Annotated in this window: 14 protein-coding genes; 5 read left to right on the plus strand and 9 right to left on the minus strand. The window is 75.1% G+C overall.

What is annotated here, in order from left to right; genetic code table 11:
• Positions 1-27: 27 nt before the first annotated feature.
• Genes C9F11_RS06725 through fabG form a run of 3 tightly spaced genes read right to left on the minus strand, consistent with a single transcriptional unit; the run spans position 28 to position 2539 of the window.
• Positions 28-963: a TauD/TfdA family dioxygenase gene (locus tag C9F11_RS06725; RefSeq protein WP_138958385.1), complete on the minus strand. Its 936-nt coding sequence runs from the start codon at positions 961-963 to the stop codon at positions 28-30.
• Positions 960-1754 carry an alpha/beta fold hydrolase gene (locus tag C9F11_RS06730; RefSeq protein WP_249401628.1) on the minus strand — a complete coding sequence of 265 codons (795 nt, stop codon included), beginning with the start codon at positions 1752-1754 and terminating at the stop codon, positions 960-962. The genes C9F11_RS06725 and C9F11_RS06730 overlap by 4 nt, the downstream gene beginning before the upstream one ends.
• Complete coding sequence (gene fabG, locus C9F11_RS06735; RefSeq protein ID WP_138958386.1) at positions 1751-2539, minus strand: 3-oxoacyl-ACP reductase FabG; 789 nt, start codon at positions 2537-2539, stop codon at positions 1751-1753. The genes C9F11_RS06730 and fabG overlap by 4 nt, the downstream gene beginning before the upstream one ends.
• 137 nt (positions 2540-2676) lie before the next feature.
• Here fabG and C9F11_RS06740 point away from each other — a divergent pair, with 137 nt between their 5' ends.
• The gene (locus C9F11_RS06740; protein ID WP_249401629.1) at positions 2677-3387 is read left to right on the plus strand and encodes a 4'-phosphopantetheinyl transferase superfamily protein; all 711 of its coding nucleotides are present in this window, start codon (positions 2677-2679) and stop codon (positions 3385-3387) included.
• Positions 3388-3408: 21 nt separating this feature from the next.
• On the opposite strand, the gene C9F11_RS06745 is transcribed toward C9F11_RS06740, so the two are convergent.
• Entirely contained in the window at positions 3409-4155 is a 747-nt protein-coding gene (locus C9F11_RS06745; protein WP_138958387.1) for a transcriptional regulator, read from the minus strand.
• Between the two features lie 263 nt (positions 4156-4418).
• On the opposite strand from C9F11_RS06745, the gene C9F11_RS06750 reads away from it, so the two are divergent.
• Positions 4419-4874 (plus strand): TerB family tellurite resistance protein, encoded by a 456-nt coding sequence (locus C9F11_RS06750; RefSeq protein WP_030678563.1) that lies wholly within the window; start codon positions 4419-4421, stop codon positions 4872-4874.
• 46 nt (positions 4875-4920) lie between these two features.
• Here the strand turns inward: C9F11_RS06750 and C9F11_RS06755 are convergent, their stop codons facing one another.
• Together C9F11_RS06755 and C9F11_RS06760 are read right to left on the minus strand one after the other, a co-directional pair.
• Positions 4921-5874: a M48 family metalloprotease gene (locus C9F11_RS06755; protein WP_138958388.1), complete on the minus strand. Its 954-nt coding sequence runs from the start codon at positions 5872-5874 to the stop codon at positions 4921-4923.
• Between the two features lie 8 nt (positions 5875-5882).
• Positions 5883-6344, minus strand: a complete 462-nt coding sequence (locus C9F11_RS06760) for a BlaI/MecI/CopY family transcriptional regulator (RefSeq protein ID WP_138958389.1) — start codon at positions 6342-6344, stop codon at positions 5883-5885.
• A 258-nt stretch (positions 6345-6602) separates the two neighbouring features.
• Here C9F11_RS06760 and C9F11_RS06765 point away from each other — a divergent pair, with 258 nt between their 5' ends.
• Together C9F11_RS06765 and C9F11_RS06770 are read left to right on the plus strand one after the other, a co-directional pair.
• Entirely contained in the window at positions 6603-7178 is a 576-nt protein-coding gene (locus C9F11_RS06765; protein ID WP_138958390.1) for a TerD family protein, read from the plus strand.
• A 132-nt stretch (positions 7179-7310) separates the two neighbouring features.
• Entirely contained in the window at positions 7311-7730 is a 420-nt protein-coding gene (locus tag C9F11_RS06770) for a CoA-binding protein (protein ID WP_138958391.1), read from the plus strand.
• Positions 7731-7741: 11 nt separating this feature from the next.
• On the opposite strand, the gene C9F11_RS06775 is transcribed toward C9F11_RS06770, so the two are convergent.
• Entirely contained in the window at positions 7742-8830 is a 1089-nt protein-coding gene (locus tag C9F11_RS06775) for a helix-turn-helix domain-containing protein (RefSeq protein WP_138958392.1), read from the minus strand.
• Positions 8831-8966: 136 nt separating this feature from the next.
• Positions 8967-9665 (minus strand): hypothetical protein, encoded by a 699-nt coding sequence (locus C9F11_RS06780; protein WP_138958393.1) that lies wholly within the window; start codon positions 9663-9665, stop codon positions 8967-8969.
• A gap of 302 nt (positions 9666-9967) precedes the next feature.
• On the opposite strand from C9F11_RS06780, the gene C9F11_RS06785 reads away from it, so the two are divergent.
• Complete coding sequence (locus C9F11_RS06785; RefSeq protein WP_138958394.1) at positions 9968-11011, plus strand: NAD-dependent epimerase/dehydratase family protein; 1044 nt, start codon at positions 9968-9970, stop codon at positions 11009-11011.
• 31 nt (positions 11012-11042) lie between these two features.
• On the opposite strand, the gene C9F11_RS06790 is transcribed toward C9F11_RS06785, so the two are convergent.
• Positions 11043-12158 carry a HAMP domain-containing sensor histidine kinase gene (locus C9F11_RS06790; RefSeq protein WP_138958395.1) on the minus strand — a complete coding sequence of 372 codons (1116 nt, stop codon included), beginning with the start codon at positions 12156-12158 and terminating at the stop codon, positions 11043-11045.
• Positions 12159-12408 lie beyond the last annotated feature (250 nt).

Here is a 12408-nt window from a genome sequence, read left to right on the forward strand (position 1 = left end):
TCTCTCGCTCTCCGCGGCCCGGCGCCGTCAGTCCGACATGGCGACGAGGACGCGCCGGTCACCGGTGAACGGGCGGCGGCCGTGCGCCAGCAGGACGTTGTCGATGAGCAGCAGGTCGCCCTGGTACCAGTCGACGTCGACGGCGGCTTCGAGGCCGCGGTCGCGGATCTGGGTGACGTACTCGCCCGGGATGCGGCCGCCGTCGGCGAAGGTGACCATCTGGGGCAGCTGGTCCTCGGGCAGGATCGCGGCGAGCTCGGCGGCCGTCTCGTCGCCGAGCCCCGCCGGGTGCCACTGGTCGGCCTGGTTGAACCACACCTCGGCGCCGGTGACCGGGTGCCGGGTGGTGGCGGGCCGCACGGACTCCACGCGCAGGGAGCCGTCGCGCTGCCACTCCCATTCGGCGCCCGAGCCCTTCAGGAAGTCCTCGACGGCGCCGCGCTCGTCGGTCTCGAAGGTGTCCTGCCAGCTCTTGCCGAGGCCGTAGCCGTCGTGCAGGTTCTGGATGTAGCGCACGCCGCCCGCGAAGGCCTCGCGCACCTCCGGGTCGAGGGCCGCCAGCCACCGGGCGGCGTCCAGGACGGGGGTGGCGCCGCCGCCGCCGGGCTGGATCGCGCAGTAGAAGGCGAGCCGGGCGGGCCACACGTGCGCGTAGCTCATCTCGTTGTGCATGGAGATGGTGAACTCGGGCGGGTACTCGGTGGACGTGTAGACGTTGCCGCCGACCTTGGTGCGCGGCGAGTTGCCGTGCACGTAGGCGAGGCGGTGCGGCAGCAGCCGGTCGAGGACCTGGTCGAGTTCGTCCGTGCCGACCTTGAACCCCCGGAACACCAGGGCCCGTTCGCGCACGAGGGCGGCGTCGAGGCCGCCGTCGAGCTCGTCGATGCGGGTGAGCAGCTCGTCGGCGCCGCCGCCGGCGGCGGCCCGCACCTCGTGCGGGGCCCAGGTCTGGGATCGCGTCATGTCGCTGTCGTTCCTCTCGCGGTTGCCACCGGGGCGGGCGCGAGCCGCTCGGCGATGTCCGAGGTCAGCTCCGCCTCCCTGGGGGCGAGGTAGAAGTGGTCTCCTGAGAACGCCCGGAGCGCGAAGTCACCGGTGGTGAACCCCTCCCAGGCGCGCACCCGGTCGCCCGGGCACCCCGGGTCGCGGTCGCCCAGGTAGGCGGTGATGGGCGCGCGCAGCGGGGCGGCCCCGGCGGCGGGCGCGTACGTCTCGACGAGCCGGTAGTCGCTGCGCAGCACCGGCAGCAGCAGCTCGCGCAGCTCGGGCTCGGCGAACGGGTCGACGCCGCCGAGCGTGCCGAGGCGGCGCACGGCGGCGAGCAGGACCTCGTCGGCCGCGCGGTGCAGCGTGGTGCGCCCGCCGTGCCCCGGGGCGGCCCGCGCGGACACCATGAGGTGGACGGGGGCGGGGCCCGCGCCCGCTTCGAGGCGCCGCGCGACCTCGTAGGCGACGCTCGCGCCCATGCTGTGCCCGAACAGGGCGAGCGGCACGTCGTCGTACCCGGCGAGGGCGCCGGTGATCCGGTCGGCGAGTTCGGTCATGGACTCCACGCACGGCTCGTCGAGCCGCTCCTGGCGCCCCGGGTAGCGCACGGCGACGACCTCGACGGTGGTGGGCAGGCGGTGCCGCCAGCCGTCGAAGAGCCGTGCGGTGCCGCCCGCGTGCGGGAAGCAGACCAGGCGCAGGCGCGGCGTCCGCGGCGGCCCGGGTGCGCGGTGGAACCACAGGCCCGGATCGTCGGGCGCGGTCACAGGGCCATGCCTCCGTCGATGCGCAGCACCTGCCCGGTGACGTACGACGCCTCGTCGGACACCAAGTACGAGACGAGCGAGGCGACTTCCTCGGCGCGGCCGAAGCGGCGCAGCGGGATGGCGGTGAGGGCGCCCTGCACCGCCTTGTCGGGGAGGCCCGCGACCATGTCGGTGTCGATGAAGCCGGGCGCCACCACGTTGGCGCGCACTCCGTAGCGGCCCGCCTCCTTGGCGAGCGACAGGGTCAGGCCGATGATCCCGGCCTTGGAGGCGGCGTAGTTGGCCTGTCCCGAGTTGCCCGCGACGCCCGACACCGACGAGAGCGTGACGATGGATCCGCCGCGCCGCCCCATCAGGGGCCGCACCACGGACCGCAGCAGGTGGTAGGTGCCGTCGAGGTTGGTGCGGACGACCCCGTCCCACTCGTCGTCGGTCATGAGGCCGAGCGGCCGGTCCCGGGTGATGCCCGCGGAGGCCACCACGGCGTGCAGCGGCCCCAGTTCCCCCTCGGTCTCGGCGACGAGCTCGCGCACCGCCGCCCCGTCGGCGACGTCGACCTGCCGGGTCAGGGCGCGGCGGCCCGCGGCCTCGACCTCCTTGGCCACGACGTCGGCCGCCGCCTGGTCCGAGCGGTAGCACAGCGCAACGTCGAAGCCGTCCCGTGCGAGCCGGGTCGCCACCGCGCGGCCGATGCCCCGGGAGCCCCCGGTCACCAGCGCGACGCGTGCTTCCCGGCCCTTGCCCTGCTGCCCGGCCTGACGCCCGGCCCCCTGGTCCGACTCCACGTGAAGCCCCCCTCATTCGTTCGAATGAGTCGAGCGTCGGTTCGGTCGCTATATGTGACCTATACGGTGACCAGCCCGGCGCGGACGGGCCGTGCGGCCCTGTCGGGGGCGCGGGCCCCCCGGTAGAGTGATCCGCCGTGAACTCACCTTCGAACGCGGCGGCCGAGGCCTCCGGCGGAACCCGCATACTGAGCGCGCTCCTGGCCGGGCTGCCCGTCGCCGTCTGCGAGACGCGCGAGGACCCGGCCGACGCGGTCCTGTACCCCGAAGAGGCCGTGCACGTGGCGAAGGCCGTGGACAAGCGGCGGCGGGAGTTCACCACCGCGCGGCACTGCGCCCGTACCGCCCTCGCCCGCATCGGCGTGCCGCCCGGGCCCATTCCGCGCGGCGAGAAGGGCGAGCCGATCTGGCCGGACGGCGTGGTCGGCACCATGACGCACTGCGCGGGCTACCGCGCGGCGGTCGTCGCCGAAGCCGCCGCCGTGACCTCGCTCGGCATCGACGCGGAGCCCGCCGAGCGGCTCTCGGACCCGGGCGTGCTCGACCTGGTCAGCGACGAGGCGGAGCGTGCCGCGCTCGCCGCGCTCGCCGCCGAGCAGCCGTCCGTGCCCTGGGACCGGCTCCTGTTCAGCGCCAAGGAGTCCGTCTACAAGACGTGGTTCCCGCTGGCCCGGCGCTGGCTCGGCTTCGAGGACGCGCACCTGACCATCCGCGCCGACGGCACCTTCTCCGCCAAGATCCTGATCGAGGGCCCGCTGGTCGCGGGCTCGGAGCTGACCGGGCTCGACGGCCTGTGGACCATGCGGGACGGGGTCATCGCGACGGCCATCGTGCTGCGCCCGGAGTGAGCCGCGCGCCGGGCGGCCGGGTCACGGCCGTTCGTCCCCCGCCCGCCCTTCGTCCCCCGCCCGCCCGGCGAGGCTCGCCCAGAACATCCCCTCGTACTCCTGGAGCAGCCGACCCTGCCGCAGTGCCGTCCCGGGGGTGACGCCGCCCCTGGCCACCCCTTCCTCCAGCGCGGCCAGGGCCTCGCGGTCGAGGTCGGGGGCCGGCGCGGCGAAGAAGTCGAAGAACGCGCAGGCCTCGTCGGAGAAGCCGTAGCGCGTGCGCAGCGCGGCCGCGAGCGTCGCGCAGTAGCCGCCCCACGCGGCGAAGTTGGCGGTCAGGGCGAGCACCACGTCGGCCGGTTCGCCGTTGAGGGCCAGCCAGGCCACGTACGCGGGGTAGGCCTGGCAGCCCGCCCTCGGTACGTACGCGCGCTCCTGCTCCGCGCTCACCCGGCAGGCGGCGAGCAGCGGGCCGAGCCGGTCGGCCGCGAGGCGTTCGCCCTCGGCGAGGGAGGAGAAGAACGCGGCGCCCGCGGGCAGCCCCGCCCGCGCCGAGCGGTCCGCCAGGTACAGGAAGGCACGGCGGTCGGCCGGGATGACCCGGCACTGCTCCAGGGCGAGCGCGGCCACGGCGCCCCGCGCCGCCGTGCCGTCGGCGACGAGCGGCACGAACGGGTTGGCGTCCGGCGCGGGCCGGAGTTCCGCCGCCGCGCGGGCCAGCAGGTCCCGCGCCGTGAACTGCGGCCGCCCGCCGGGCGGCTCACTCGGCCCCGGGGTCGTCGACGTCATCGGGGGCACCCCTTCCGTGGTGGTACGTCCACTGCGTGCGCGTGCGCGCGTCCGCCGACCAGGTCGGCGTACGTCCCTCGCGTACGTCTCTCACGTACGTCCCTCGCGTACATCTCTCATGTACATCCCTCGGGTACGTCCTCCCCCATCCTTGCGGAACTTTCCCGCCCTGGTGTTAGTTTCTACATCGTTGTAGAAACGAGCGTGCCGCGTCGGCGCCGTCCGACGCCCGCTCACGAGCACCAACCCGATGGAGACTTTCCATGGCCCTGTGGGACCGCTTCAAGGAATCCGCCTCGACGATGCAGGCCCAGCTGCTCGCGAAGAAGAACGACCTCAAGAGCGGCTCCTTCCGCGACGCGAGCATGGCGATGTGCGCCCTGGTCGCGGCCGCCGACGGCACCGTCGACCAGGCCGAGCGCCAGCGCGTGGCCCAGCTCATCGCGTCGAACGACGTGCTCCAGAACTTCCCGGCGGACGACCTGCGCCGCCGCTTCGACGAGTACGTGAACAAGCTCACGACCGACTTCGACTTCGGCAAGGTCAGCGTGTTGCAGGAGGTCGCCAAGGCCAAGAAGAAGCCCGCCGAGGCCCGTGCCGTGGTGCAGATCGGCATCGTCATCGGCGGCGCCGACGGCGACTTCGACAAGGACGAACAGGCCGTCGTGCGCGAGGCGTGCTACGCCCTCGACCTGCCGCCGCACGAGTTCGACCTCTGACGGACGCCCCCCGGGGCACCGATGACACCGCGGGCGGCGGCGCACCTCACAGGGGCGTCGCCGCCCGCAGCACGAGCACCATCGTGACCGCCGCGTTCGCCGACGACATCGCGGAGACGGCGGTGCCGCCCGCCGCGCACCACAGGGCGAGCCCCACCCCCGTGAACAGCGAGGGGCGGGTGCGCGCGGCCGGGGCGGGCGCCAGCAGCGCGGCGACCCGGCGCGGCACCGGGCCCGCCGCGGCGAGACCCGCGAGGCCCGGCGCGGGGGCGCGGCCCGCCAGCAGGGCGGCCTTGCCGATGGCCCGCGCGACCACGCGCCGGTCCCGCACCACCCGGGCCGCGTCCTCGTCGGCCCACCGCTCGACCGTGTAGGCGGTGGCCGTGCGCAGCGGCACCAGGAACGGGTTGGCCCGCGCGGCCAGCTGCGTCACCAGCAGGAACCGGTGGTGCCGCGCGGCGAGATGGGCCCGCTCGTGCGCGAACAGGGCCCGCCGCTCGGCAGGACCGAGCCGGTCGAGGAGGGCGCGCGTGACGACGACGCGGCCGGGTCCGGAACGGCCGGGCGGTCCGGGCAGGGCGTACGCGTAGGCCGCGCCGTCGGCGGCGTCGCCGAGGACCGCCACCGAAGTGCCCTTCAGGCCCGCGACGGCCCGCGCGGCCCGGCGGCGCACCGCGAGGTGCCGCCACACCGTGCGGCCCACCGCCGCGCACACGGCGAGCAGCGCCGGGATCGCGGCCGCGCCCGCGACCTCGTCGTACGGCAGGGCGGCACGGACCTCGGGGTCGGACCAGGCGTCGGGCAGCGGATTGCCGGGCAGCTGGGCGGTGCCGACGACCATGAGCAGGGCCAGGCACAGGGTGCTGCACAGGGCCATCACGGCGGCGAGGGACGCGAGCAGCCGGGTCGCGGTGCGCGGGTGCAGGTGCTGCGCGGCGAGCCGGGCGACCGGCCAGGCGGTGAGCGGCAGGACGAGCGGCAGGTAGACGAAGAGTCCCATGCGTACGGTCAGCCCTCCGCCGCCGCGCCGCCGGTGTCGCCGGTACCGCTGGTGTCGCCGGTACCGCTGGTGTCACCGGTCACGCCGGTGTCGCCGAGCAGCTCGCGCAGCAGGCGTTCGTCGGCGGCGGACAGGGTGGTCACGAAGCTGGCGAGCACGGCCCCGCGGTCGCGCTCGCTGTCGAGCACCTTGCGCATGCGCAGCGCGGCGAGGCCCGCCTCGTCGGCGGTGGACCGCCAGTGGAAGGAGCGGCCCGCGCGCTCCCTGCTCACGACGCCCTTGGCGAGGAGCCGGGTGAGAATCGTCATGACCGTGGTGTACGCGAGGTCGCCGCCGACGCGTTCCTGCACCCAGACCGCGCCGACCGGGCCCGGGGCCTCGTGCAGCGCCGCGAGCACCTGGGCCTCCAGCTCGCCCTGGCCCCGCCTGCGCGGGCGGTGCTCCCGCCCGTCGCCGTCCTGCCGCTCCATGCCGTGTCCTCGCCTGCCGTCGTGGTGACGGCGCGCGCCCGGCCCGCCGTCGGCGCTCCGCGCGCCTCACGCCTGTCGGGCACGTCACTGGGGAGCGCCACATCGTAACGGCCCCAGTGGGCAGGAGGCCTCCTGGGCGCCGGTACGGCCGCCGCAGCAACTTCTACAGTCATGTAGATTCTAATTCCCGGTCCGGTTCACGGACGGGGCCGGTTTTCCAGCAAGGACCATCTCCGCAGAGGACCACAGGAGGACACCGTGGGAGTTTCCCTCGCCAAGGGCGGCAACGTCTCGCTGAGCAAGGAGGCACCCGGCCTCACCGCCGTACTGGTCGGCCTCGGCTGGGACGTGCGGACCACGACCGGCACGGACTACGACCTCGACGCCAGCGCGCTGCTCTGTGACGCCTCGGGCAAGGTCGTCTCCGACCAGCACTTCGTCTTCTACAACAACCTCACCAGCCCCGACGGCTCGGTCGAGCACACCGGTGACAACCTCACCGGCGAGGGCGAGGGCGACGACGAGGCCGTCAAGGTCAACCTGGCCACCGTCCCGGCCGACATCACCAAGATCGTCTTCCCGGTCTCCATCCACGACGCCGAGAACCGCGGCCAGAGCTTCGGCCAGGTCCGCAACGCCTTCATCCGCGTCGTCAACCAGGCCGACAACCAGGAGATCGCCCGCTACGACCTCTCCGAGGACGCCTCCACCGAGACCGCCATGGTCTTCGGCGAGCTCTACCGCCACGGCACCGAATGGAAGTTCCGCGCCGTAGGCCAGGGCTACGCCTCCGGCCTGCGCGGCATCGCCTCGGACTTCGGCGTCAACGTCTGAGGACCGCCGCCCGGCACCGACGCCGTCTGCCCGGAGAACGCATCCGCGTCCTCCGGGCAGACGGCGTTCCGGAATCACCGCGCCCCCGACGTGGTTACGGCAGTCAGACCGACCATCGCCCAGGAGGCCCCCATGTACGGCGACCCCGCCACCGTCCGCAAGATCCTCACCCAGCTCGGGGACACCTGGGCGGTCGTGGGGCTCTCGTCCAACCAGGAGCGGGCGGCGTACGGCGTCGCGGAGGTGCTGCAGCGGTTCGGCAAGCGGATCGTGCCGGTGCATCCGAAGGCGGAGACGGTGCACGGGGAGAAGGGGTACCCGTCCCTGGACGCGATCCCCTTCGAGGTGGACGTCGTGGACGTCTTCGTGAACAGCGAGCTCGCCGGGGCCGTCGCCGACGAGGCGGTGGGCATCGGCGCCGCGGCGGTCTGGTTCCAGCTCGGCGTCGTCGACGAGGCGGCGTACGAGCGGACGCGGGCGGCGGGCGTCGACATGGTGATGGACCGGTGCCCCGCGATCGAGATCCCGCGGCTCGGCCCCGCGCCGCGCTGAGCCCCCCGGGGTCAGAACTCCCGCGCGGGCCAGCCGAGGAGGCGTGCTCCGATCACGGCTGTCTGGAGGGTGTAGCGGTGCATCGGGTCGGCGGGGTTGGTGCCGGTGAGGCGGTGGATGCGCTCCAGGCGGTAGGTGAGGGCGCGCACGCTCAGGCTGAGGCGGCGGGCGGCCTGCGCGGCCACGCAGCCCGCGTCGAAGTAGACGGCGAGGGTCTCGATGAGCGGTTCGGCGCCGCCCCTGGCCGCCCGCAGCGGGCCGAGGGTGTTCAGGACCAGGTCGGCCATCGCCTGCCGGTCGCGGGTCAGGACGGGGTAGACGAGCAGGTCGGCGGCGCGCAGGACCGGCTCGGGCAGGCCCAGGCGCGCGGCGAGGTCGAGGGCGCTCAGGGCTTCCTCGTACGACTGGACGACGCCGCCCGCGCCCGGCTGCGGGCGGCCGACGGCGACGCGGCCGCCGTCCGTCGCGGCGTGCGCCTGCTTGGCGAAGAAGTCGAGGACGTCCTCCTGGTCGGCCGTGGTCACACAGACCAGACGCCCGTCCTTGGTGGCGAGCAGCGGGCTGCGGTCACCGAAGCGGCCCGTCAGCGCCCGCTCCACCTCGCGCGGGGCGTCGTCGCCGTCCTCGTAGGCACGATCGCCCTGGGCGACGGCGACGGCGTGCGCGAGGGACAGGCGCAGCCCGAACCGCTCCGCGCGCTCGGCGAGCAGCCCGAAGTCGCTCCGCCCGTGCAGCAGGTCGTCGATGAACTCCCGGCGCGTGGCCTCCTCCTGACGGATCGCCAGCCGCTGGGCACGTTCGTAGCCCTCGGCGAAGGCGTCGACGGCCTGCTCGACGGCGGCGAGGACGGCCTCGGCGGACACCGGCGGCGCGGCCCCCGGCGCCCCGTGCGCGCGGGGCGCGGCACCGAACGCCCTGGCCCGCGCCAGGTGCGCGCCCACCAGCGCGCGCAGTCCGTACCCGGCGTCGGCCGCGCGCTCGCCGAGGGCGCGGCGCGAGTCCAGCTCGTCGCGGGTCAGGCCGCGCCCGGTCGCGGAGGCGTCGGCGAGCAGCCGCGTATAGCCCTCCAGGAATTCATCCGGTATGTCCTGCCCCACCATGTACGCCCCCGGTTCTCCGCTCGGCCCGCTCCGCCTTTCTAACGCATGGGGGCGCGGCGGCAGGCAGGGGGGGTGGGGCGGTGGTGGATTCCGCTCCCACCCCGCTGACCAGGGGGAACATTGACATGACAGGGGCTCAGGCGCAGTCGGCGCAGGGCCAGTCGTGGCCCGCGGACGACCGCTCCCGCGCATGCTCGTGCGGGTGCGGCAGGCGCGGCGGGCGCACCCCCGGGGTCAGCGTCACCGCCGCCGGGGCCGCCCAGAAGAAGGCGCCGGGCTCGTCGTACGCGTACAGCACCGCGCTGCTGCCGGAGGCGAGGGGCGCGGTCGTCCCCGACGGGTCCCGGCGCACGTCCACGACCACCACGGCGCCGTCGCGCGTGGCGATTTCGGCCTGGCCGGAATCCGCGCCCGCCCCGCCCGCGCGGACCCTGCCCACCGAGCCGACGAGGTCGTGGGGCGAGGGGTCCGACGTGTCGGCGGAGCGCCGCGCGCGGGCGCGGACGAGCACCCGGGTCACGCCCCAGCCGACGCCCGCGGACGCGAGCAGCAGGCCCAGGTCGACCGCCGCGTGCGCCATGCCCGTCAGGCCGGCCCGCGTCATCGCCACCGAACCGGCGACACCGGTCACCCATCCGCCCAGGGTGAACAGCGAGGCCGCCACGGAGACCGGCACTCCCCCGAGTCCCACGACGTCCAGGTCGGCGTCCTCGTCGAAGCTGTCCGCGCGGGTGACACCCACCGCCACGAGCAGCCAGAAACACACGACGACGGCCAGGGCCGAGGTGAACACCACCCCTGGAAAGCCCACCACCGCGCCCAACAACTCCCCCATGCCCCCGCCCCCTTGACCGGTGGTCATCCGGGGGTCGTCCCCACTCGGGTGCCGGACCTCGTTTCCGTGATCCGGCACCCGGGCCTCGCCCCCCGTTCCTGCCTTTCCATCCTGACCTGTCCGGACGCCTCGGCGCACTGCCATTTTCCGGCAATCTTTATGCTTTCTTGATGCCGGGCGGGGGCCTCTTGACGGCCGGGGTACGGCAACGTCGCGGCGCGGGGGGGGCGAGGTCTTACGGAACGGTGACACGGGCCGGTGGCAGCGGCCCGCGGGCCTCCCGGCTGCCTAGCGTGGACGGCATGCGGGTACTGGTCACCGGCGGAGCCGGGTTCATCGGAACACACCTCGTCGACGCGCTGCTCGAACGCGGCCACGACGTCGTCTCGTACGACGCGCTCCTGGCGTCGGCGCACTCGGGCCCGCCGCGCGCGGCCCGGCCCGGCGAGCGGCTCGTCGTCGCGGACGTACGGGACGAGGCGGCCGTCGCCCAGGCGCTGCGCGGGGTCGACGCCGTCTGCCACCAGGCCGCGATGGTGGGGCTCGGCAAGGACTTCGCGGACGCGCCCGCGTACGTCGGCTGCAACGACCTGGGCACGGCGGTGCTGCTCGCCGCGGCGGCCCGGACCGGGGTGCGGCGCCTGGTGCTCGCCGGGTCGATGGTGATCTACGGGGAGGGGCGGTACGCGTGCGCCCGCCACGGCGTGGTGCGGCCCGGGCCGCGCGCCGAGGCGGACCTGGCGGCGGGCCGCTTCGAGCCCCTCTGCCCGCGGTGCGGCGCCGACTTGACGCCGGGCCAGGTCCCGGAGGACGCCCCCGCCGACCCGCGCAACGTGTACGCGGCGACGAAGCTCCAGCAGGAGCACCTGTGCGCCGCCTGGGCCCGGACCACCGGCGGCCGCGCGGTGTCGCTGCGCTACCACAACGTGTACGGGCCCGGCATGCCCCGCGACACCCCGTACGCCGGGGTGGCGTCCCTGTTCCGGTCCGCCCTCGCCCGGGGCGAGGCGCCGCAGGTCTTCGAGGACGGCGGGCAGCTGCGGGACTTCGTCCACGTGCGGGACGTGGCGTCGGCGGCGGCGACCGCCGTCGAGGCGGACGTCGCGGCCGGGGCGCTCACCGCGTACAACACCGGCAGCGGGGAGCCCCACACCGTCGGCGAGATGGCCGAGGCCCTCGCCCTGGCCCACGGCGGGCCCGCCCCGGTGACCACGGGCGCCTACCGGCTCGGCGACGTGCGGCACATCACGGCGGACTCGGCCCGGCTGCGCAGGGAGCTCGGCTGGAAGCCGGTGACGGGCTTCGCGGCGGGGATGCGGGAGTTCGCGGGGGCGCCGCTGCGGTAGGCGCTTCGCGCCGGGCCGCCGGCCGGGTCCGCTACACCGCCCCGGCCGGTGGCAGGACCACCTCGAAGCGGCAGCCGCCGGAGACGTTGCGCACGGCCGCCCGGCCCCGGTGGGCCTCGACGATGCCGCGCACGATGGCGAGGCCGAGCCCGGCGCCCGCAGGCGGGGTCCGCGCGTGGGTCCCGCGCCAGCCCATGTCGAAGACCCGCGCCAGGTCCTCCTCCGGGATGCCGCCGCACTCGTCCGTCACCGACAGGACGACTCCGTCGCCGGACCGCTCCGCCGTGACGGCGACCGTCCCGTCCGCGGGTGTCCTGCGGATCGCGTTGATCAGGAGATTGCCGAGGACCCTGCTCATCTCCTTGCTGTCGACCTCCACCGGCACGGCGTCGATGCGCTGCCCCACGAGGCGTACGCCGTGCTCGCGGGCGAGCGGGTCGGCCCCGGCCAGGGCGTCGCCCACCAGGTCGTAGACGGAGATCCGTGCGCGCGTGAGCGCGAGGGCCCCGGCGTGGATGCGGGAGAGTTCGAACAGGTCGCCCACCATGCCGTCCAGGCGCTCGACCTCCGTACGGATCTGGCGCAGATAGCGGTCGGGCTCGGCGGCCACGCCGTCCTCCAGGGCCTCGGCCATGGCGCGCAGGCCCGCGAGCGGGGTGCGCAGGTCGTGCGAGATCCAGGCGACGAGGTCGCGGCGCGAGCTCTCCAGGGCCCGTTCCCGCTCCCGGGACTCGGCGAGGCGCGCGCTGGTGTGCTCCAGCTCCCGCGTGAGCGCGAGGAGCTCGGCCGTGGTGGGCGCGGCGGGCGCGGCGAAGCTGCCGCCGGTGCCGAACGAGCGGGCCGCCCGCGCCAGGTCCCGGCTGCGGGCGACCACCCACCGGCCGAGCAGGAGGGCCGTCGCGAACGACACGACGGAGGCCATGGCGACGACCACGGTGACGACGGTCAGGTCGTGCGGGGACAGGAACATCTGCCACGCGACGGCGAGCGTCCCGGCGAGCATGGCCGTGACGGCCACCGCGACGACGACGGTCAGGGACACGACGAGCGAACGGTGGCGCAGCAGCCGCAGCACACCGGCGCCGAGCAGTCCGGCGGCCACCGCGCCGAGGAAGGCGTAGAGGGCGATGAGCAGCATGTCGGTCATGCGCGCGGGCCGCCTTCGCCGCGCGCCGTGCCCGCAACCGCGGCCGCGGCCGGAGGCCCCGCCCCCGGCCCGTCCGGCTCGCACGACCCACCCGGCTCGCACGGCCCGTCCGGCTTGCACGGCCTGCTCGGCTCCCCCGGCGCGGCTTGATCGTCCGGCTTGCACGGCCCGCCCGGCTCCCCCGGCGCGGCTTGATCGTCCGGCTCGTCCGGCTCCTCCAGCCCGTACGGCTCCCCCGACGCGGCCGGAT

Source organism: Streptomyces sp. YIM 121038 (assembly GCF_006088715.1).
Classification (GTDB): domain Bacteria; phylum Actinomycetota; class Actinomycetes; order Streptomycetales; family Streptomycetaceae; genus Streptomyces.